Origin of the sequence: Arenibacter hampyeongensis (genome assembly GCF_002909255.1) — a bacterium.
Classification (GTDB): domain Bacteria; phylum Bacteroidota; class Bacteroidia; order Flavobacteriales; family Flavobacteriaceae; genus Arenibacter; species Arenibacter hampyeongensis.
Window position 1 is genome coordinate 536,653 of the sequence record NZ_PIOB01000003.1, and the last position, 20,657, is coordinate 557,309.

A 20,657-nucleotide genomic window follows, 5' to 3' on the forward strand; every position below is an offset into this window, starting at 1 on the left:
TGATGATTTTTCATAATCGATTCTGTTCAGCTTACAATATTCCTTGATCTGAAAAACTGAAATATTTCCCATTGGGCACAAGTATCAAATGATCCAAAACCTTTATATCGAAAAGAACGGCGGCATTTTTTATCTTCTCGGTCAAATCCGTATCCGCTCTACTTGGTTTCAAAGTTCCTGACGGATGGTTATGGACCAAAATTACGGCCGTAGATAAGGTTTTTAAGATTACGGCAAAGAGTATTCGCAAATCCACCAAAGTGCCCGTAATTCCCCCAGTAGATACCTGATAGGTTCCTTTAACCCTATTGGAGTTGTTCAAAAGAAGAACTTTAAAGGTTTCCTGTAACCCTATAGTGTCCTTGTTCCATGTTTCATACAATAGTTTGGCAACATGCGTGGAATCGCAAAGGGAGGCAGAGTCAAAAGTCCCTAATTTGTCGCAATAACTTATCTTAATTTCGTTAACTTCGCTTTTCATTGTTTTTCTTATTTAAGGTTAATAATGAAAAGAGGGCGGTACTATGGTCAGTTCGCCCTCTTTTATTTTTAATATTCGCTGGGCAGCATCAAGGTATTGTCCACAAAGAACAACTTGAGTTCGTCCAACGGAAAATCTGTAATATGATATTTATGGCTTTCGAAGATGTTGCCATTGCCATCACTGTAATCAATGCTGGCTTCGTATCCCATGACCTCTTTTTCTTCCTCTGAAAATCTTCTGAAATCGATTGTAATAAATCGACTTTTGTTCATCAAACTTTTGGCGATTACGGAGGCATCCGTAACTAGCCAAAAACATTCGGCTTCATTGGCAAGGTATTTTATCCCATTGGTAAACCTAGTCTTCAATAGGGGTATTTGAAATAGCATTTCAGAACCGTTAAAATGTTGTAGTCCTTCCCTTATTTCCTTAGTTTTGCAGTTCATTATTGATAGATTTATAGTTAATAATGATAAGATTTAGAGGGCGTTTAATTTCGGGAACGCCCTCTTTTGTTTTCTTGAATCTGCTATGACTTGTTTCCAAGCAATAGAATTTCATCTGCTACCACTTCGGTAACATAGCGCGTATTACCATCGTCCGCGATATAAGTCCGGCTTTTTAGTTTACCTGTTATACCCACTTCCTTGCCCTTTCCGGCGTACTTCTCCACGATCTCGGCAGTCTTCCCCCAAGCTACAATGGTGTGCCAGTCGGTACTTTGGACCTTCTCTCCATTGGCATTTTTGTAATGCTCATTGGTTGCCAGTTGAAAACGTGCCACCTTTTTACCACTTTCAAGATTCGTAATCGCTGGAACATCCCCGATGTTCCCGATCAACTGTACATGGTTTCTTAATTTGCTCATAATTGAAAATATTTATGTCCACATTGTTGCAGACGGTTAATAATTGATTTAAAAATGATTTACTTTTTATATCTCGAGCGTTTTCCTTTTTTTGATTTTTTTGTACGGTTTCATTTTTAGGATTTGGATACGCTTTCATGATTTCCTGATTTAGACTTACTTCCCATAGTGCTCTCACTGTTACCTTTTTTGATGCTATACAGTGCACAACATTCGAACTTGGCAAGACGTATAAATAGGAGCGAGTGGAGCCTGCCTAGAGTGCAGGCGAAGAGAGCCTGGTTTATGCCGTCGCACAAGACCGAATGTTGTTATTTCGCTATCGAAAAAAGGTTAGAGGGACTGAGGAATAGTAGGTCTACAACATCCAATGAAAAGAAAACAGAACCTATGAAACGGTACAAAATGAACTTTAAAGATTCCGATCAGTTCTTACCCTCATATGAAGCTCCTTTGTTCAGTTTTACAACGATTAATTTTTTGAATGAAGTTGGCAAAGCGGACTTGAGCTATTTTTTTATGGATGGGGAGAGGCTGGGGGCCATAAAACAATGGCTCGTATCTAAGATGGGCATGAGGCTTATTGCCCGAAATGTAATGTAGGAGCAATGTGCCGAAGAGTCGGCACCCTTAAATAACATTCCAATATTTATTCCAATATGGGAAAGTATGTTCTTGATTGCCATTTAGCATTATCGAACTCTCCCCATATCAAGGGATGGGAACTAGCGGCATGCACCTTATTTTTTAATGTAGGATATACTTCCCATTTTGAATTTCTCTCCGGCCACATCCCCTTACGATTAAGTCCACAAGCAGTAAGCTTTTGGATCATCTCAAAGGAAAGTAACATATAGTCCTTCTGTTTAATGTTAACTCCCATACGATAGGCACCCATTCTGAAATATCCTGCATCTTTGCCCTTGTCCTTGTCCGCCCTACACCTTGGATTTCTGGACACATCTTCCAGATCGGTCTCCCGAAGGAGTGGAGAAAGACAGTCACTATACGACACATCGTTCAGGGTGCCACAGACGAGAATAAATTCCTTTCCTTCTGCTTTCATTTTGTCATAGATGGAGGCAACCTTCCTGGCTTGTATTTTTCTTTTAGATTCGTTGTCTGATGAAAACTGACTAGAAAGGATATAAAGTGTTTCCCCTTCAGGGGTGGTTATAGTATATTCTTGGCAATCAATATCAAAAATGGGATCCGCCCTATCCACAAAATCCAATCCATGACTTTTTACGGCATCCAATCGATAACCGTTTTTGGTCAATATTCCCATACTTAATCCGCGGGAATCATTCCCTTCCAGGACCAAGATTTGGTCATAGGGAGCGATATCATATTCCCTTAAAAATATACTATTGAAATCCATTAACGACGCCTTGTCCTCAACCTCCTGTAGTATTAAAATATCCGGGTCAATTTCCGCGACCAACCTCGCCTTATTTAGGATTGCTTTATGATCGATTGCTACTGAATGTAGGGCTATCCATCCGTTCCAATCGGTAAGCAACGAAGCCCTATTTTCATTAGTAAAGCCTCTTTGTTTTAAAAATAATTCCCCCTGTCTTTTTCTAAGTACCCCATAAGGGTGGTTATCTATTTTTTCAAATCCCAATAAAAAGGTAAGTTCCCGAATGCGTTCCATATCATTTGCACTTTTTTGCATTCTTGGCATTAGGGCATCCAATTCCGAAATCCAATTGGTCACACATTTGCTCAGGCCGTTTCTTATCAAGCTTTTGTCCCTATGAAAGAGGTTTTCAATATTGAAGCTGGCGATTTTCATGTTTGTTGTTTTTAGATTCGTTTATCTTTAGTGTTCTTGTCAAAAGAAATCAGATTGAACATTTGGCGCATACGGCTTCGTACACGTTTTCCATAGCGTTCCTCTAATTCTTCAGCATTTAGGTTTGAGGTTATATGGGTAATAATCTTAGTTTTTAGGAAGAGTTCGTATCTGGAGACCAACACCTCCCCCATTACATTGCAATCGTCGCCAAAATATCTCCCCAAGGGTTCTACACCCAAATCGTCAATGCAATAGAAGCGGCCATTACCATAATCTTCGATAATCTTGTATCCAATATGGTTGAATGCAAAAGTGATGTTACGGGCAGGAATAATTTCATAGGTCCTTTTATGCGGGACAAGATGTCGAATCAATCGCATCATGCTTGTCTTGCCACATCCCACAGGGCCGGTCAACAATATACCTTTGTTTGTGTCTATTTCCATTTTCCTGCAATTCTCGATATCCTTTACCATGTAACTGCATAGCTTTAGGAAAGTGCCCTTATCCTCTCCTCTAACCTTAAAACTTTCTCCGAATAGCGACCTGCCCTTGGCATCCAGATAAGTGAGCACTTTGGAAAAGTCGTAATCAATACGCTTGCCATCAAAGCTTCCCAGGCAGTATTCAATGCCACCTTCCATCAAAATATGTGGGCACAGATTTACCATTTTATCACAAGGGTTCCCCATAATTTTTGTTTATTGAAATATCCAAGAAATCCTTTTTAAGTTTATTGTTCGATCGTCCTAAAAAAGCACCCTCTCGATCTGATTCCATTGCCCTAAGCATCCATTTTTTTGCCATAGCCTTCCAGTCCTCAATTGTTGATTTCCTTCCTACCTTCCATCCCACACCTTGATAGTGGTTGTAGAATTTGGTACCCTCCATTATTGGCCATTTATTTTTTTTAAAAAATTTAATAACAGCATCTTCATTTTTTGGATGGCGCTCTTTAGAGCGTTTATTTTCTGTTTTAATTTGTTTATTATAGTTTATATTAGGTACTAATGCTTGTTCCACTACTTGTTCATTACTTGTCCCAGTGGTCGTACCACTAGTTGTACAGAATTTGAGCAACCTGATTTTACTGCCCTTGAATGGATTATGGGATGGCATATAATGAATATATTTCCAATCGTCAAGTCTTCTAAGGCAACGGTGGTAGGTGGCTTTTGATCCTATTTTTGCCATTTCCATGACTTCCTCGCGATTGATGTAGAAAATCTCCGGAAATCTATTGATGTTCCAAAATTGAAACAGGGCCATATACAAACTCACATGGGTGGGGTTTAGCCTTGAATCTTTGGCAAAATGTTGGAATACCGAATTGAGGTGTCTTATATAGTTCATTTTTTTTGTTTTGAGTTCTTAACAAGGTTATCCATTAGAATTCTTTGTATTTGCTCCGCATCGTAAAATATAAGCCCTCCTATTTTTGTAAAGGATAAAATGCCGCTGCGGCGCAGACTCCGCAACGTTCCAGAGCTAATGTTGAGCATGTTCATAACCTGGGTGCTCTTGAGCCATTCCTTTTTAATGACCTTGGCCTGGTTTTCGTGTAAAAGTTCCTTGATTTCCCCCAGAAGTTCAATTTTAAATTCCCGAAGATCGTCCGTAGTGATAATAGCCGTTGGCATATCGATTGATTTAATACAGAACCTACTTAATTGTTGTAGTCTGTGATTCGGACACAAAAATGAAAAAGAGTTTTGGAATAAATAGCCAAGTCATAGTCAGTTGACATAAATTATTATTGCATTAAATTCGAAGAAATTGGTAGGAAAATACCCCGAATTAAATAAAAATTTTGGCATAATTTGATTTATTCCGTTTGGAAATGTTAAACAGTCAATTGACTATGACCTGACATTTTTTAATCGTCCAGATCAGTAATCCAATACTGTAGGGAATTTTTCAGTTTATCCAGAAACTTGGTTGGGTGGGTACGGTTTCTAATTCGGACCGAGGTATGGTGATAATCCCCCAGACCCACGCCAGTAACCTGTTCTAGGAATAGCATCACAGATTTTAAACTGGCATTGCCATGGTTTATGATGCCACTATAAAATAAGGCGAACCCCAGCTCAGTGAGGGCAATTTTTGACCCGGTCCAGTTGATTTTGGGAATAGGTATTTTCGGTAAGGGCATAGAAGTACTCAATTTTTGTTGAAGAAATTGCAAGAATCCTTGGTAACCCAATATCTGGGCAATCAATACATCATGGGAAGCACTAAATTCCGAATCAAAACTATGTCCAATTCGACCAGTACAGACAAATAAATTTCTATTCTTTCTTAAAAAATACTGTGAATCCAATGCACTGTTTTCCAGTTCAAGATATAGCACCATATCTTTATGACCAGCCAAAAAAGCATTTACGTCCCGGATCTTTCTTACTATAATTTCGTTGTTCATACCATAAGCTATATTAGGGAAGTCCAACTCAAATGTAAGTTGATGGGAATATCGCAAAAGGAGACCAAAAAGCAAGGGCTTGTCCTTTTTAAAGAATCGAATTTCTGAAGCTTCATCAGGAAAGCCATGGACTATCACTGCTTTACGATAATCTTCCAATATCTTTTGGCAAAAAGAAATGGCCTTATCAAATGACGCAATTGGGTTGCTGAACGATTGCTCAATCTGGAGCAGTTCTGATTCAATTTCACTTCGTGACCTTACCCAATCCATCTTTTCTCTTTTAACCCTTTGTCATTACCTCTAATATCTAGAAATAAGTAAGGCAAAAAAAGCCGGAGCCACCTTCATTTATAAACGAAAGGTGTGCATTTATAAATGACGGGGTAATAACTAGAAATTTTCTGAGATCATGAAAATTTAAACTATCAGTGTATTCTAAACCTAGTTCAGATTAGGGTCAAGGAAATTAAATAGAGCACTATTATTGATATCAAGTAAATTAGGCTTTTAAGTTGAACGCTCTTATGAATTCCAATAAATTAGAATAACCAATACAGCATCCAAAAGGGAGAAGAAATTGTCTAGTACTTCATATTAGACTTGGCAAAACTAAAAATTCGTGCATTCAGGTCTATAGAAGTGTCATAACCTTGTGAATTCTCATGACCATAATGATAATCGATATCCATCAATATAGGAACTTTTCCTTGATTGTATTTTTGAAGCTTCGCAATATATTTACCGCTATCCCACAAGGGGATCCTGTCGTCGTTGTTGCTAGGCATAATCAAGGTAGCAGGATAATTTTTTTTGGATCTCAAGTTTAAGTATGGGTCCATTTGTACAAGCCCAAGGCATTCCAAGCTATCTTTTACCGTACCATACTCAATATAACTGGTACTGCTGGACATCGTAGAGGATTCGAGTCCAAACGGGTGCATTCTAGGCACTTCGGCAATAAAGGAAGAATATAATTCAGGACATTCATTGACAGCCATACCTGCCGTAATACCACCAGCACTATTGGTGTAAAGTGAGACCAATCCTTTTCGAGTGTACCCCTTTTCAATTAAAGATTTGGTACAAGCGATAAGGTCTCTCCATGAATTATATTTTAAGGCTTTCATTCCTTGAATATGCCATTCTTCGCCCTTTTCCCCTCCACCGCGAACATGCGGGAAGGCAAGAATACCCCCTTGACTTACCCAATCCAGATATGTGGGCGAAAAGAATGGGCTCATACTTTCCCCATAAGCGCCGTATACATATATAAATACTTCGTTATTGGAATCAAGTTTTATATCTTTTTTATAGACCAAGGAAAGAGGTACTTCTACCCCATCATGGGAAGTGACCAAAATCTGTTTGGAGGTTATGTTGCGGAATTCAGGAAAGTTGGCAGAATCCAAAAGCCCTTCGTTAATAAATTTTCCATGTGGATCTATATAATATCGAACGTAATTTGAAGTCCAACCATCCACACCAATACCAATTTTGTTGTGAGTAACCGATTCCCCTAAAAATGAAGCATAGCCCGGTACAAAGGGCGGTTTTAGTTGAATAGTATTTTGTAAACTGTCAATTCGAAAAATAGATATCTCAACCCCATATTTTTCCCGAATAAAATATATGTTGTCTTTAGTAATCTCAAATTGGGTAATGGGTTCTTCACGACTACCGGTAGCAAGAATTAATGGCTTATCAAATTTGGGACGTTCAATATCTACTTGACAAAGTTGATTTCCGTTTGGAGTAGCTCTACGATATATAAAATGTTGGCCCCTTATTTCGCCCTGATTATAATAAATCTTATCTATAGTCTTAAAGAACGGCTTCCACTGGGGACTTCCTTTCATTACATCACTTAATTTGGCAATAAAACTATCGTAAAACATGCCTGATTTAGAAGAATATCCTATTATGTAGGAATCCCAACTAGAGCCTATTTTTACCTTGGGGAAATAATCAGAGGCAATTCCCAAAAAACTATCATCTCCAAAAATAGGCGTTCGTTTTTGAGGATTATCCCCAAAAAAATGGATAGCTGAAAAAGATTGCCTTTTGTACCTGGCGTCCGACTGTTCAACAAAAGGAAAGTAAAGATATATTATCCCTGAGTTATCAGGCAACCACTGTATTCCTCCAAAATCCGGATTAATTTGTGTTATTTGGTCCTTTAAAATTTTTTTAGTTTCCAAATCATAAAAGATAATGGTAGAGGTAAATTCCTCCCTTGGATCCAACCCAATCGCTATCTTACTTCCGTCAAAAGAGGGTTCTAAATAGCTTATATTTTTACTCTTGATGGCATAAGTACTCGGATCAAAAAGAACAGTTTCTTTATTGGACAGTTTTTCCTTATAGTATAGCAGGTCAATATCCTTTGTTTCGTCATAGCGCAAATAGAAGTAATTCCCTTTTTCATCTATACGTATGTTACTGATATTACCTCTGCTCCTACCTTCTAATTCCTGGAAACGCTTTTTAAACTGCCTAAAACGTTGATTGTTTAAAAAATAAGTTTCGGCCAAAGAATCCTGTGCTTTCAACCAATTTTGGACTTTGGGGTCTTTCAAATTCGTTAAATTATGGTAACTATCCACCACTGACATTCCAAAATGCTTATGGGATATAGAGTATTCGGCAATTTCTGGATAATTCCAAGAATCCGCTTCCTGCCTATTGTTACAGGAAGTAATCAAGCAAAAAAGACCAGAATATAATAAGATGTACCTTATCATTGTTTTTTAATTTTAAAACGTAGAAATCTAAGACCGGCCGAAGCGATCGCTGAATTTATAGTAACTTAAAGTATTAGTCTCTGTGTCCCCTTTTCGGCCTTTTAATTTTATCAGTATCGATAGGCCCATCTCCACCGCCCTTAATTTTAGTCAAGTTCTTTAATGCTCTTTTTTTGAAGTCTTCCATTTTTTTTCTCATGATTTCCGGTTTTAATAGTTAATAAATTAAAGGTTTATCCCAAGATAGCCCGTGTTGTAAAAAACTACAAATAATATATCCTACCATTTATAAATGACGTCCAATTTGTCTATTCTTAAGCTCCTTTAATACCTTGGAAGGATACACTCCGGTCTTGGAATAAAATGCTCTGGAAAAGGATTCCCCTGTTTTAAAACCAAAGGTGTCCGCCAACCCCTGATAGTTGTATTTTAACAATTCAGGCTCACTGGAAAGCCTATCAATTGCCGTTGTGATTTTTAAATCCTTCAAGTAGTTCGGGAAACTCATTTCTTTGTAATGGTTAATAACAGTGGACAAATAGGAGGTGTTCGTATCCATTTCCTGTGCCAATTGAGCCATATCCAATTCTTTGCTTAAATAGTGGTCAGACTTTTCAAAAGCCTCCAATTTCATCAAAATATCATCTCTTATTTCTTTAGGTACAGATGTTGGATATTCCTCGACTTTGGGTGAAAGAGGTTTAGGCCGCTTAGATCCTGCCAATAATTCCTTTACTTTGGTTTTAGTCTTTTGGGCCTTAATATAGAAGTATACACCTATCAAGATTGCAAGGCTTGCCATTGACCCTAATACAAATATCCAAATACCTTTGGCCTTGAGTTGTTCCTCTGCTTTGCTTTTTTGACGCTTCAGATAAGGAATATCATAGGCAACAGTGGCCTGTTCTATAATTCCTTTTTGTTCCGATGTCATCACGCTATCAAAAAATATAAGTTTTTCAATGGCATCGATTTCACGTTTTTGATTCTCCTCCAAACTGTAATACATAACCAGCTGTTGGTAAACCTCTTTAATATTATCAAAGGGTTCCCGGGACGCGCCCACGATGGAATCGATTTGTTGAAAATAAGTTATGGCCTGTTTATTGTTACCTGAGTATTGAGCTATCTTGGCCAAATAATAAAGTTTGATCGCCTTGCTTTTTCCTTCCAATTGAAAGACATATTTTAGAAGAGTATCCCTCGCTATTTGATAGTCCCCTTCATAATAATCCAATTGAGCGCCCACCAGAACAAAATCACGGTATTCCATTTTGTCATTATTGGACAATGCCTTATCAATGCCGGCTTTGTAATATTGCCGTGAGGAGTCCAATTGTGAAAGCCTTAGGTGGGCTAAGGCAAGATTGTACATCAAGATCATATAGTCATTATAATACGTGTTTTCAAAGTCTTTTTCCTTTTTCAACACCTTTAATGACCTGGTGTAAATATCTGCTGCAGCATGAGGCTGGCCATTAAGGTTGCGAATTGCAGCAATGGCCATGGAACATGTAAGTTGATCGTTAAGATTGTTTTTCTCTACCGCTAGATTATAAGCGGTAATGTAATTATGCAGGGAAAGTTGATAATCTCCTTTGTCATAGAAAATAATAGCCTTGAGTATATAACCAAAAGTGGGATATTCGAGATGGTCACTTTGAGCGGTAACCAAAATAATTGAATCGGAATAGGAAATTGCTAATTCCGGTTCTTCAATAATAGTTCGGTAATAATAACCACTGGCAAGCTCCATTACGTTGGATTCGCTTTTAGCTTTATTGATATGGACCTCGGTTAGATATCTTAGCTTTTGTAAATCACCATTTTCATAGGCTTCATCCTCCAAGTCCATAATGCTTTGATAGGTCGTATCCGATAAGTAATCCGTAGTCAATAAAAGAGTATCCTTGAGAAAGTTGGGTTCTTGAGCAAAGCAGACGCTCAATGTAGCAAACAACAAAACTAATATTGCCAAAGGGCTAAATCTATAGACTCTATATTTGATTACGGTCCTAGTCATTATTGTGTATTTGACCAGAGATTTCTAAACTGATAAAAAATACGCTGTAGTAACGTTACCTCCTCTAAAATGATTTCGGCGCTGCCGATCATTTCCTGTTTAAATTCCAAAGTTCTACCGTATGAAGTCACTAAGTCCTTGATCTTTACATATACCACATAACCTTCATTTTCGCCCGTTCTGGGGACTTCGGAAATTGTTTTTACTTCTCCCTTAAGGGACCCCCATTCGCGATAGGGATAGTTTTCCAATTTAATGATGACACGCTGACCCGGCCTTATCTTTCCTGAGTTTAGGATGGGTACCTGGCACCTTCCTAATAACCCTTGGTTTCTTAATGGAACCACCGTAAAAACTACCTGATTTTCCTTAACATTTTGATGTTTTCCCCAAACATCGAAAAAAGAGATCCGTCCGGCAATAGGGCTCGTTAATAAATATTGTTCCTCCCACTCGGTCAATGCAGATATGAGTTCTTCTTGCTCCAATTCTAAAATGGAACCATGCGTATTCTCGTTTTTTAGTCGAGAATTATCGAACTGCAATTGAGTGTTCCGAATACTCGTTTCCACCATGCGTAATTGATTTAGTTCCTGTTCTAGATTCCCATATTCACGTTGGACTTTCAAATATTCCTTTTCCTTTTTTTCTAAATCACCAAGTGATATGACTCCCTTTTTTAAAAGCTCTTGATATCGATCAAAATCAATTTGGGCTATTTCAAGGTCACGTTGAAGAACAATAATTTCTTCCTTTTTGTTTTTAATGGCAGTGGATTGTCCAAGAAGTTGTTGTTTAAGTTCAGTTTCTTTCAACGCTTCGTTGTCCAGGGATCGATAAAATATAAGATTGCGATAGGCATTTAGAAATCTATTATAAAAAGGTCGAATCTGCCCGCTAAGCCTCAATTGGTTTGGGAATTGATATGATAAGGTCTGCGGTTTTAATACCAAAGGATATCCAGATGTCAGTTTTTGTTTTAGCATGACCATGTCCTTGGCTTCCCCAGTGTTTTCCAACACTCCTAAAATGTCACCTTTGGAAACTGTATCCCCTGGATTATAATTTACCTCGATTAATTTACCAGTCTGTTTTGCCCTTAAATGTACAGGTGGATCCAATGTGGTCAATACCACCGATGCTTTAATGCTCTCGTTAAAGGAGAAAAAAGAGGCAAACACTACAACAAGGACAAAAAAAGAAATCACCAATACTATTCCCCATTTAAGCATCCAATTGGATTCCCTACTTATATAGGCCTCTTTCTCATATATGTAAATACCCTGGTCTTCCATGTGTTCTATAATTGATTAAGGATTAGTTGATGATAAAAACCATTTAGTTCTACCAATTCCTTATGGCTGCCCTTTTCCACAATCTTTCCCTTGTCCATGACCAATATTTGATCTGCATTGCGCACCGTGGACAACCTATGGGCAACTAAGATTACCGTTTTGTCGACATAAAAAGACTTTAGGTTTTCAGAAATGACCTTCTCATTTTTGGCATCAAGGGCACTGGTCGCCTCATCAAAAAAGAGATAGTCTGGATTTTTATAGATGGCCCTTGCAATTAGCAGGCGCTGTTTTTCACCACCACTAAGGAGATTGCCATGTTCGCCTATCAAGGTGTCCAAGCCCAAGGGAAGATTCTCCACTAATTCGCTAAGATTGGCCATGACGACCACCTCGAACAATCTGTTCCGATCCGTAGGTCGGTTTGCCCTCGATTCCGTAATATTTCGTCCCAAAGTATCATTGAACAAGGAACTATCTTGAAGAACGGCACCACAATGTTCTCTCCATTTTTTCGTGTTCATAAATCTCAGGTTATCCTTTCCTATATTTATTTTACCCTTTACAGGTTCATATAATTTGAGCAATAATTTAAGAAGAGTTGTCTTTCCAGAACCACTAGAACCAACAATAGCCGTAATTTTCCCTTTGGGAATGGTTAGCGTAATATTGTCCAACACCTTATGTGAAGTACTTTCTCCATAAACAAAATCGAGATTTGTAATGCCAATGTGTCCTGGTTCAATGATTTCGGTCTTGGCAATTGGCAAAGACCCATTTTTTTCAGAATGGACTTCGGACAAACGCTTTAGGGAAAGGGTTGCACGTTGTAATCCTACTATAAAATCCAAAGTATTAGAAATTGGAATGGAAAGACTGCCTACAATAAATTGTATGGCCAACATAGTTCCGAGTGTAATTTCGCCATATACCACCGCTTTTGCGGACCAAAAAATTATGAAAATGCTGGTCATTTCATTAAGAAAGGAACCTCCTTTGAGCTGGATCTGATCTAGTTTCAAGATATCTATCTTTAACCTGTACAACCTTCCTTGGACTTTCTTCCATTCCATTTTGCGCCGACGTTCGGAACCATTCAGCCTTATATCACGAATAGCTGTTATCAGTTGGATCAAAAGCGACTGTTCCGAGCGGTTCAGATTGAATAGCTTATGGTCAAGTAGAGCTTTACGTTTTAGAAACAATACGGTCCAACCCATAAAGAGCAAAGTGCCCAACATAAAAATTACCAAAATGTCAATATTGAAGTAACCCAGTACAATTCCAAAGACCAAGATGCTGAACATATCAAACACAATGGAAAGGGAACGACCGCCCAAAAATTCGTCAATGCGATGGTGGTCATAGATTCGTTGCATAAAATCTCCCGTGGTCTTAGAATCAAAATAGGCAAAGGGCATAAGCAGCAATTTGTCCAAAAAATCGGAAATCATGGAAATGTTGATTTGAGTGGACATATGTAGTAACAGCCAGTCTCTAATAATCTCGGAGGCCAAACGAGTCAAAAAAAGAAAAATCTGGGCGATTACAACAAGGTGGATAAAACCAATATTTTCAAAATCAATTCCATAATCCACAAGGCTCTGTGTCAAGAATGGAAGAAGCAATTGAATTGTGGTGGCAAGTAAAAGTCCAAGGCACAATTGGCCAATATAAACCTTAAATGGCATTAAATATTTAATCAGGAAGCCTAACCCCGTGTGAGAGGTATCCTCTCCTGGGATGTTGGTAAAACTGTGGTTGGGTTCCACTAGTAAAAGAATGCCTTTTTCATTGTCCGGGGATGCCCATTTCTGAATAAATTCCTTATGACCATATTTTGCTATCCCAATTGCGGGATCTGAAACATATACATACCCCTTAGTTGCCTTGTAGACCACGAGAAAATGATTGTTCTCCCAATGTGCAATAGCTGGCAATGGAACGTCATTCACCAATTCCTCGATATCAGATCGTATTCCTATGGCGTCGATCCCGATGGTTTCCAAAGCCTCTGAAAGTCCTGCTAGCGATGCACCTCCCCTTCTAAGGTTGGAAATTTGTCTTAGATACTCCAAATTATAATCCTTTCCGTAATGTTTGGTGATGATTTTTAGACATGCGGGACCACAATCCATTTGATCGAGCTGGCGGTAATTCGGAAAATGGCTGGTACCAAACTTCATCTGCATTCCAATTACAATATCTCAAAATAACCCAAAAATTCAGATGAACCTTTAGACTTTGAAGATGGTTTATAAATGACGACCGATTAGTCTTGAATAACTTTTACAGATAAAAATCGTACGAACTACTTATCGTACTCAAAAACCTATGCAATTCCTGCATGGAATTCTTGCAGGAAAAGTTGATTGGGCGAACTAGCTAAATGAATTTATTCATTAAAATGTATTGTTCCAATTAGAAAAGGATACAAACTACTCAACGTATCCAATATCTATAAATCACTAGGATAATCTTTAAAAATGACTTCACTTACATTTAACTCCCAAAAAGATACAATAAATGTAGGAATTAACACAAGTAAATAATATTCAAAATTCAGATCGATGCTAAAAATGTAAGGGTTAATAAAATTAGACTCCATCCGTCGCGAACATGTCGGAGGTCCAAATACTCAGACTAAGTACTACAAATGAACTCAAATGAGGTCATTTGGGTTCAAAATATATTAAAGTTTTGTTAAAAGTAAAAGTGAGCGTAAAGTGAGCGTAAAGATGTAATTTGTAAAACCAAAAAAGGCTCCCAATTTCTTGGAAGCCTTGTCTTTGTTACCGTGGGCCCTACTGGGTTCGAACCAGTGACCCCCTGCTTGTAAGGCAGGTGCTCTGAACCAGCTGAGCTAAGAGCCCTATTAATCAGTATTTAAAATCGCATCTTGATTTCTCCAGAAGCAAGCCTGCCTAACGGTAGGCGGGTGCAAATATAGAATAGTTTTTAATTTTCCCAAAGGAAAAAATAGAAAAATTTATACAATTTCGGCCACAACGAAAGTACTGCCTCCAACAAACACAAAATCAGTTTTTACAGCAACCCTTAATGCAGATTTAAGCGCTTCGTTTACAGAGGGATAAGCCTCTCCCTTCAAACCGTATTCCATTGCCCGGGTTTTAAGCACTACCTCATCCAAACCTCTTTGAATATTGGGCTTGCAAAAATAATAATGGGCCTCTTTAGGAAAAAGGGGTAAAATCTGTTCCAAATTCTTATCCTTAACAAATCCGACTACCAGGTGTAGGTCCGTAAATTCCTGTTGCTTAATTTGATCCACCACAATGGTCAACCCTTCTGTATTGTGGGCCGTATCACAAACAACTGTTGGATTCTTGCCAAGAAATTGCCATCTACCCAACAATCCCGTATTTTCTGAAACCTTCATTAAGCCATCGGAAATATGTTTTTCACTAACATTAAAACCTTTTAACTCCTTAATACTAGCCACAACTCCCTTAACATTTTTGACCTGGTAACTCCCCAATAAAGAGGTTTTATAGTTTCCAGGGATTACTTCCCCAGCAAAAATTATTTTCGCCTTTCTTTCGGTGGCAACCGTATTAAAAACAACCGCTGTCTCTTCTTGAAGCTCACTTATTACCACAGGCACACCAGGCTTAATGATTCCCGCCTTTTCGTATGCTATTTTTGCAATAGTGTCGCCCAACATTTCTACATGGTCGTAGCCGATATTTGTAATCAACGAGACTTCGGGAGTAATTATATTGGTTGAATCCAAACGCCCACCAAGCCCCACTTCAACAATGGCAATATCTATCTTCTTCTCTTCAAAATACTGGAAAGCCATTCCCACGCTCATTTCAAAAAAAGAAAGGTCATGTGCCTCCAGAAATAGTTTATTATCCCTGATAAACTCGACAACAAATTTTTTACTTACAGGCTTGCCGTTAATTCTGATCCGCTCCCTAAAATCCTTTAAATGGGGTGAGGTATATAATCCTACCTTATACCCAGCTTCCTGTAAAATAGAAGCCAGCATATGGCTACTGGAACCTTTACCATTAGTGCCCGCGACATGTATACTTTTAAATTTTCGTTCAGGATGGCCCAAATAGGCCGAAAGCGTAAGTATATTATCCAATTTACCCTTAAATGCAGAAATTCCTTTTTGTTGGTACATGGGCAGTTGCGCGAACATCCATTCCAAAGTTTCCTGATAGGTCATTTATTATTGTCTGTTGAAGTTAGAACAAAGTGCTGCAACAATACCATCAATGCACTTTAATAGCAAATGAAAACTTAAAATTTATATAGGGAAATAGATTCTGGATAATGAAGGAAGGCTTTATTCGCCCAATTTAAAATTCACTACTACAAAACCAACTTGTTGGCTAGGAGCATTGGAATCCAAATTCCATTGGTGCATAAAAGCCGTTTTCTTTGCGGGTGCCATTAGGCAGGGATGCGTATTGGTAGATCCTTTTTGCCCAGGTTCAGCACTAACCACCTTTCCATTTCGGTCCACTATGATTTTTACAACGACCCTTCCCTCCTCATTACATTCCTGTTGTATCTTACCTTTATTCACCAGGGATCGGCCATTGAGCCCGTAACCTCCAGTACCACTACCCGATCCAGGACTACCATAATAACTGGTTGCATAGGGGTCTCCGTCGGGCCGCCCCTTATCCCCAGCCTTATTATCATCGCCCTCGCCACCAGAAGCTGTTCCTTCGGACTTATTAATACCCCCGATCAACTCATCGAGCTTATTCTTTTTTGCCTGTTGTTCCTTACGAACCTTTTCTTCAGCTTCCTTCTTCTCGCGAGCAACCCGTTCCGCTTCGGCCTGAGCCTTTTTAACGGCCTCTTCAGCCTTGCGTTTGACTTCCTGTTGTTGCTTTATTTTTATGGATTCCTCACTTTCCTGGGTAAGTAATTTTTCTGCAGGTTTCTCCTTGGCTACCTTTTCCTCAGGCACCTCTTCTACCACATCTTCTACCTTCTCCTCTTGAACCTTTGGCTCTTTGATAGGGGTGTTAAGGGGTTCGGATTTAATTTTTTCTTTAGGTTGTACCCTACCGCTACCAAAATCGGTGGTACCAAAATTGACAGAAATGCCATTTTCTATTGGAGGATCTAAATAAGTGAGTCCAATATAAAAAAGCAATAGCAATAGCACACTTAGCAGAATTGTGGTAAGTGTAAAAGATTTTTTCTCGTGTCTCGTGTTAAGTAATGACATTAATTTGGTCGCACCGCCAAAATAACCTTATAATTATTTCTATTGGCAATATCCATAACGTTTACTGCCTCTTTTATGGCAACGCTCTCTTCTGCCCTAAGAATAATAGTAGGCTTCTCTTGTCCTTTTAGTGCCTTTTTTAATTCAATTTCTATATATTGTCCGTTAATCTTCTCGCTGTTTACAAAATATTCCAAATTCTTATTAATGCTTACCGATACATTTTGGGTATTGGTAGATTTACCTTTTGCCTTAGGCAACAACAGATCCAACGCATTGGGCGAATTGGCAGTCAGCATAAAGAAAATAAGCAATAAGAATACTATGTCCGTCATAGAGGACATGCTAAAATCTGGACTAACTTTATTTCTACCTTTTAGTTTCATTTGTTATGTTCTAAAGAGGTTCGTTCAATAAATCTAAAAATTCTACCGCATTCGCTTCCATTTTATGAACCACCTTATCCGTTCTGTTCACCAAATGATTATAGCCTATATATGCAATAATACCAACGATAAGCCCAGCTACAGTCGTGGTCATGGCCGTATAAATACCTGAGGCCAAGGAACCCATTTCTGCTTGCCCTCCACTGGATGCCATTTGATGGAATGCCAAAATCATACCAATTACGGTTCCTAAAAATCCGATCATTGGTGCTGCTCCCGCCACAGTAGCCAGAACACTAACATTCTTTTCCAATTTATAAACTTCAAGGGTACCAGCATTTTCAATAGCTGTATTAATATCGTCCAAGGGTTTTCCTATTCTGGATATTCCCTTTTCCGTTAACCTTGCCACTGGCGAATCTGTTTGCGCACACAATATTTTTGCCGCTTCCAATTTACCATTGGTAACATGGTCCCGTATCTGGTTCATAAAATTGCTATCTATTTTTGACGCGGCTTTGATGGCAAAAATGCGTTCAAAATAAATATACAGGGCCACAAAAAGCATTACAAACAAAACACTTATAATCAAGATACTCCCTGTACCGCCATTTACTATTAAATCTATAACAGAAAGTGTCTTTTCCTCAGACACAACTCCCTCTAATCCTGCCTCTTGAGCAAGGTCTTGTATCAATAACATATATTTTATTTATTTAAGTTGCCTTAATAACGGTCTTTTATCGATTAAATTATGCGTTTAACACTAAATTTCTAATTAATATAAATACAATGGCACCAGCAGCAAATCCTAGGAAAGCCAACCATGCTATTTTCTTCAAATACCAGAAGAAGTCTATTTTTTCCATGCCCATGGCAACAACACCTGCCGCTGAACCAATTATTAACATACTTCCTCCTGTTCCTGCTGAATAAGCTATAAAATGCCAAACAGGATCATCCATTCCTACAGAGAACATTCCAATACTGGCCGCTACCAGCGGCACATTATCTATCACAGCTGAACCAACACCAAGGAATATGACTACCAAATCCGACACCAATTCTCCGCCAGACTCGGTTCCCAGCATGGGCATTACCTCATCCAATGTACCAGCAAAATGGAACAGCATACCCAATGACTCCAAAGCTGCTACTGCCATTAAAATACCTAAAAAGAAAAGAATACTAGGCAACTCAATTTTGGAAAGCGACTTATGAACCGGACTGTGATGCGATTCTGCATCACTTTCACCATCGATATTGGAAATACTAAATTTGGAACTACTATATATTTCAGCAAATGTAGCCACAAGCGCCAAGGAAAGCATCATTCCCACATATGGAGGCAAATGTGTTATTGTCTTAAAAAAGGGAACAAAAATGATGGCGCCCAATCCCAAATAAAGCATAGTAGCCCCGTACTTGGATTTTGTTGGCTCTACTTCCTCCAGATCAGTTTCGATATTTCCTGAAAACGCCTTATACCTGCTGGCTATAAAAGTTGGTACAACCATACATATAATTGAAGGCACGAGTACATGTTCTATTAATTGCGCGGCAGAGACCTTATTGGCTATCCACAACATGGTAGTGGTAACATCACCAATTGGAGACCAAGCTCCCCCGGCATTGGCGGCTATAATTATCATACCGGCAAACCAAAGTCTGGTTTCCCTATCGTTAACCACCTTCTGCAGTATTGTTATCAATACAATTGTGGCAGTAAGATTATCTATAATAGCAGACAATATAAAGGCCAGTATGGAGAACAACCAAAGTAATTTCCTTTTACTCTTCGTTTTAATAAAACCTTTAATTGTGGCAAAACCATCAAAATAATCTATTATCTCCACTATGGTCATAGCCCCCAGAAGGAAGACCAATATTTCAGCAGTCTTGCCGAGATGATGTAGCAAAATCTCATCTATATGCGTGGGCTCCAACTCCCTGAGCTCGGCGTTAACCTCAAAAACAGGCATATGTGCCAAGGCTATAACCGCCCATAAAAGCGCCATCATAGCCAAAGCAGGAATTAATTTATCTATTTTAAGGTTGTGCTCCAATGTTATTGCCAAGTAACCGGCAACGAATAAAATAATAATAATGGTCTCCATGCTATTATTGGTTAAATTTAAATTAATTGATTCAATGCAATCTCAAATCCGGTTTTACTGAGATTGACTTTTGTGTTATTCTGGTTAAATATATTTAAAATTGCGCTTCTAATGGTATTCGATGTATCATTAAAAATAAGTTCGTCATCCATGGCTACCCTTCCTTCCATAAAATAGGCAAAAACTCTGGCCATACCACAATTGGAAATAAAATCGGGAATTAAACTAACCCGCTCGTCAGTATATTCCATGATCGGACCAAAAAATATTTCCTTATCTGCAAAGGGCACATTTGCACCACAACTTATCACCTCCAGACCACTTTTGATCATTTGTGAGATCTGTTCCTTGGTCACCAACCTGGAAGCGGCACAGGGCACAAAAATCTCGGCCGGTAAATTCCAAATTCTTTCATTGATCTCCGCAAACGGAATAATATCATCCGCAAAAAGGGTATTCCCTTTTTTATTTAAAAAAAACGACCTTATTTCTTCAGTTGAAAAACCTTCCTCATTAATCACACCACCGGCCCTATCAATAATCCCGACCACTTTCGCCCCCATTCGGGACAAATAAAAGGCCGCCGCGGAACCTACATTACCAAATCCCTGCACAATAGTCCTTTTACCCTTAACCTGACTTCCGTGGATGTCATAAAAATGCTTTACGGCTTCAGCAACTCCAAAACCGGTAATCATATCTGCTACCGTGAACTTACGTGACACTTGAGGCGAATATTGATCACTCTCCAAAACTTTTATCACCCCTAAACGCAGCTGGCCGATCCTATTTATTTTATCAGCTTCCGTTGGCTTAAAATGGCCATTAAAAACACCTTCTTGAGGGTGCCATACCCCAGCATCTTCAGTTATCGGAATTACCTCATGAATCTCATCAATATTTAAATCCCCACCAGTACCATAATAACTTTTCAACAAAGGTGCCACTGCATGGTACCATCTTTTTAGCACCCCCATTTTCCTAGGGTCGTTGGGGTCAAAATTAATACCGGATTTTGCCCCTCCTATCGGAGGTCCTGAAACGGTAAATTTCACTTCCATTGTTTTTGCCAAAGACAGGACCTCGTTCATATCCAGTCCTTCCCTCATTCTAGTACCGCCACCAGCAGCCCCACCACGAAGGGAATTAATAACTGTCCACCCTTCTGCTTCAGTCTCTGGGTCCTTCCAGTTAAAAACAATTTCAGGGGGTTTATTTTCATAAATTTTTAATAACTCTTTCATTGCACATTAACATTAAACTATTGAATTCCACTCGCTATTAATTGGGATTTTTCAA

20 protein-coding genes and 1 tRNA gene are annotated in these 20,657 nt (G+C 38.7%); 1 reads left to right on the top strand and 20 read right to left on the bottom strand.

Annotated elements, in window-relative coordinates:
- Nucleotides 1-31: 31 nt before the first annotated feature.
- The 3 genes from CWD91_RS10680 to CWD91_RS10690 form a co-directional block, all read right to left on the bottom strand.
- Nucleotides 32-481 carry a JAB domain-containing protein gene (locus CWD91_RS10680; protein ID WP_103440921.1) on the bottom strand — a complete coding sequence of 150 codons (450 nt, stop codon included), beginning with the start codon at nucleotides 479-481 and terminating at the stop codon, nucleotides 32-34.
- Nucleotides 482-549: 68 nt separating this feature from the next.
- Nucleotides 550-930, bottom strand: a complete 381-nt coding sequence (locus CWD91_RS10685; protein ID WP_103440922.1) for a DUF6876 family protein — start codon at nucleotides 928-930, stop codon at nucleotides 550-552.
- Nucleotides 931-1,013: 83 nt separating this feature from the next.
- Nucleotides 1,014-1,352, bottom strand: coding sequence for a single-stranded DNA-binding protein (locus CWD91_RS10690; protein ID WP_103440923.1), 339 nt, complete (start codon nucleotides 1,350-1,352; stop codon nucleotides 1,014-1,016).
- Between the two features lie 390 nt (nucleotides 1,353-1,742).
- On the opposite strand from CWD91_RS10690, the gene CWD91_RS22685 reads away from it, so the two are divergent.
- A complete protein-coding gene (locus tag CWD91_RS22685; RefSeq protein WP_157943766.1) occupies nucleotides 1,743-1,955 on the top strand; it encodes a hypothetical protein in 213 nt (70 codons plus the stop codon).
- 46 nt (nucleotides 1,956-2,001) lie between these two features.
- On the opposite strand, the gene CWD91_RS10700 is transcribed toward CWD91_RS22685, so the two are convergent.
- From CWD91_RS10700 to CWD91_RS10775, 17 genes are all read right to left on the bottom strand, one after another.
- Entirely contained in the window at nucleotides 2,002-3,150 is a 1,149-nt protein-coding gene (locus tag CWD91_RS10700) for an exonuclease/endonuclease/phosphatase family protein (protein ID WP_103440925.1), read from the bottom strand.
- 11 nt (nucleotides 3,151-3,161) lie between these two features.
- A complete protein-coding gene (locus CWD91_RS10705) occupies nucleotides 3,162-3,845 on the bottom strand; it encodes an ATPase (protein ID WP_394335718.1) in 684 nt (227 codons plus the stop codon).
- A complete protein-coding gene (locus tag CWD91_RS10710; protein WP_192877654.1) occupies nucleotides 3,829-4,506 on the bottom strand; it encodes a hypothetical protein in 678 nt (225 codons plus the stop codon). Before CWD91_RS10710 ends, CWD91_RS10705 begins: the two co-directional genes overlap by 17 nt.
- Nucleotides 4,503-4,793: a helix-turn-helix domain-containing protein gene (locus tag CWD91_RS10715; RefSeq protein ID WP_103440927.1), complete on the bottom strand. Its 291-nt coding sequence runs from the start codon at nucleotides 4,791-4,793 to the stop codon at nucleotides 4,503-4,505. The genes CWD91_RS10710 and CWD91_RS10715 overlap by 4 nt, the downstream gene beginning before the upstream one ends.
- 236 nt (nucleotides 4,794-5,029) lie before the next feature.
- Nucleotides 5,030-5,845 (bottom strand): RteC domain-containing protein, encoded by an 816-nt coding sequence (locus CWD91_RS10720; protein ID WP_103440928.1) that lies wholly within the window; start codon nucleotides 5,843-5,845, stop codon nucleotides 5,030-5,032.
- Nucleotides 5,846-6,156: 311 nt separating this feature from the next.
- Complete coding sequence (locus CWD91_RS10725) at nucleotides 6,157-8,316, bottom strand: prolyl oligopeptidase family serine peptidase (RefSeq protein WP_103440929.1); 2,160 nt, start codon at nucleotides 8,314-8,316, stop codon at nucleotides 6,157-6,159.
- Between the two features lie 73 nt (nucleotides 8,317-8,389).
- Nucleotides 8,390-8,515, bottom strand: a complete 126-nt coding sequence (locus CWD91_RS23080; RefSeq protein ID WP_262509682.1) for a hypothetical protein — start codon at nucleotides 8,513-8,515, stop codon at nucleotides 8,390-8,392.
- An 87-nt stretch (nucleotides 8,516-8,602) separates the two neighbouring features.
- Entirely contained in the window at nucleotides 8,603-10,339 is a 1,737-nt protein-coding gene (locus tag CWD91_RS10730) for a helix-turn-helix domain-containing protein (RefSeq protein ID WP_103440930.1), read from the bottom strand.
- Nucleotides 10,339-11,634 (bottom strand): HlyD family secretion protein, encoded by a 1,296-nt coding sequence (locus CWD91_RS10735; RefSeq protein ID WP_103440931.1) that lies wholly within the window; start codon nucleotides 11,632-11,634, stop codon nucleotides 10,339-10,341. The genes CWD91_RS10730 and CWD91_RS10735 overlap by 1 nt, the downstream gene beginning before the upstream one ends.
- A gap of 5 nt (nucleotides 11,635-11,639) precedes the next feature.
- Nucleotides 11,640-13,820 (bottom strand): peptidase domain-containing ABC transporter, encoded by a 2,181-nt coding sequence (locus CWD91_RS10740; RefSeq protein WP_103440932.1) that lies wholly within the window; start codon nucleotides 13,818-13,820, stop codon nucleotides 11,640-11,642.
- A gap of 612 nt (nucleotides 13,821-14,432) precedes the next feature.
- Nucleotides 14,433-14,507: transfer RNA gene (locus tag CWD91_RS10745), tRNA-Val, on the bottom strand.
- Nucleotides 14,508-14,623: 116 nt separating this feature from the next.
- On the bottom strand, nucleotides 14,624-15,835 hold the full coding sequence (locus CWD91_RS10750; protein WP_103440933.1) for a bifunctional folylpolyglutamate synthase/dihydrofolate synthase: 1,212 nt from the start codon (nucleotides 15,833-15,835) through the stop codon (nucleotides 14,624-14,626).
- 120 nt (nucleotides 15,836-15,955) lie between these two features.
- Entirely contained in the window at nucleotides 15,956-16,855 is a 900-nt protein-coding gene (locus tag CWD91_RS10755; protein ID WP_103440934.1) for an energy transducer TonB, read from the bottom strand.
- Nucleotides 16,855-17,241, bottom strand: coding sequence for an ExbD/TolR family protein (locus CWD91_RS10760; protein WP_103440935.1), 387 nt, complete (start codon nucleotides 17,239-17,241; stop codon nucleotides 16,855-16,857). Before CWD91_RS10760 ends, CWD91_RS10755 begins: the two co-directional genes overlap by 1 nt.
- Nucleotides 17,242-17,251: 10 nt before the next feature.
- Entirely contained in the window at nucleotides 17,252-17,944 is a 693-nt protein-coding gene (locus CWD91_RS10765; RefSeq protein WP_103440936.1) for a MotA/TolQ/ExbB proton channel family protein, read from the bottom strand.
- A gap of 49 nt (nucleotides 17,945-17,993) precedes the next feature.
- Nucleotides 17,994-19,358 (bottom strand): sodium:proton antiporter NhaD, encoded by a 1,365-nt coding sequence (gene nhaD, locus CWD91_RS10770; protein WP_103440937.1) that lies wholly within the window; start codon nucleotides 19,356-19,358, stop codon nucleotides 17,994-17,996.
- A gap of 17 nt (nucleotides 19,359-19,375) precedes the next feature.
- The gene (locus CWD91_RS10775) at nucleotides 19,376-20,602 is read right to left on the bottom strand and encodes a Glu/Leu/Phe/Val dehydrogenase dimerization domain-containing protein (RefSeq protein ID WP_103440938.1); all 1,227 of its coding nucleotides are present in this window, start codon (nucleotides 20,600-20,602) and stop codon (nucleotides 19,376-19,378) included.
- Between the last annotated feature and the right edge of the window lie 55 nt (nucleotides 20,603-20,657).

Excerpts from the sequence above, each read along its gene's own strand:
- CWD91_RS10750 (WP_103440933.1), bottom strand. The coding sequence starts at position 15,835 with ATGACCTATCAGGAAACTTTGGAATGGATGTTCGCGCAACTGCCCATG.
- CWD91_RS23080 (WP_262509682.1), bottom strand. The coding sequence starts at position 8,515 with ATGAGAAAAAAAATGGAAGACTTCAAAAAAAGAGCATTAAAGAACTTG.
- CWD91_RS10705 (WP_394335718.1), bottom strand. The coding sequence starts at position 3,845 with ATGGGGAACCCTTGTGATAAAATGGTAAATCTGTGCCCACATATTTTG.
- CWD91_RS10765 (WP_103440936.1), bottom strand. The coding sequence starts at position 17,944 with ATGTTATTGATACAAGACCTTGCTCAAGAGGCAGGATTAGAGGGAGTT.
- CWD91_RS10680 (WP_103440921.1), bottom strand. The coding sequence starts at position 481 with ATGAAAAGCGAAGTTAACGAAATTAAGATAAGTTATTGCGACAAATTA.
- CWD91_RS10725 (WP_103440929.1), bottom strand. The coding sequence starts at position 8,316 with ATGATAAGGTACATCTTATTATATTCTGGTCTTTTTTGCTTGATTACT.
- CWD91_RS10775 (WP_103440938.1), bottom strand. The coding sequence starts at position 20,602 with ATGAAAGAGTTATTAAAAATTTATGAAAATAAACCCCCTGAAATTGTT.
- CWD91_RS10715 (WP_103440927.1), bottom strand. The coding sequence starts at position 4,793 with ATGCCAACGGCTATTATCACTACGGACGATCTTCGGGAATTTAAAATT.
- CWD91_RS10720 (WP_103440928.1), bottom strand. The coding sequence starts at position 5,845 with ATGGATTGGGTAAGGTCACGAAGTGAAATTGAATCAGAACTGCTCCAG.
- CWD91_RS10740 (WP_103440932.1), bottom strand. The coding sequence starts at position 13,820 with ATGAAGTTTGGTACCAGCCATTTTCCGAATTACCGCCAGCTCGATCAA.
- CWD91_RS10690 (WP_103440923.1), bottom strand. The coding sequence starts at position 1,352 with ATGAGCAAATTAAGAAACCATGTACAGTTGATCGGGAACATCGGGGAT.
- CWD91_RS22685 (WP_157943766.1), top strand. The coding sequence starts at position 1,743 with ATGAAACGGTACAAAATGAACTTTAAAGATTCCGATCAGTTCTTACCC.
- CWD91_RS10735 (WP_103440931.1), bottom strand. The coding sequence starts at position 11,634 with ATGGAAGACCAGGGTATTTACATATATGAGAAAGAGGCCTATATAAGT.
- nhaD (WP_103440937.1), bottom strand. The coding sequence starts at position 19,358 with ATGGAGACCATTATTATTATTTTATTCGTTGCCGGTTACTTGGCAATA.
- CWD91_RS10760 (WP_103440935.1), bottom strand. The coding sequence starts at position 17,241 with ATGAAACTAAAAGGTAGAAATAAAGTTAGTCCAGATTTTAGCATGTCC.
- CWD91_RS10700 (WP_103440925.1), bottom strand. The coding sequence starts at position 3,150 with ATGAAAATCGCCAGCTTCAATATTGAAAACCTCTTTCATAGGGACAAA.
- CWD91_RS10755 (WP_103440934.1), bottom strand. The coding sequence starts at position 16,855 with ATGTCATTACTTAACACGAGACACGAGAAAAAATCTTTTACACTTACC.
- CWD91_RS10710 (WP_192877654.1), bottom strand. The coding sequence starts at position 4,506 with ATGAACTATATAAGACACCTCAATTCGGTATTCCAACATTTTGCCAAA.
- CWD91_RS10685 (WP_103440922.1), bottom strand. The coding sequence starts at position 930 with ATGAACTGCAAAACTAAGGAAATAAGGGAAGGACTACAACATTTTAAC.
- CWD91_RS10730 (WP_103440930.1), bottom strand. The coding sequence starts at position 10,339 with ATGACTAGGACCGTAATCAAATATAGAGTCTATAGATTTAGCCCTTTG.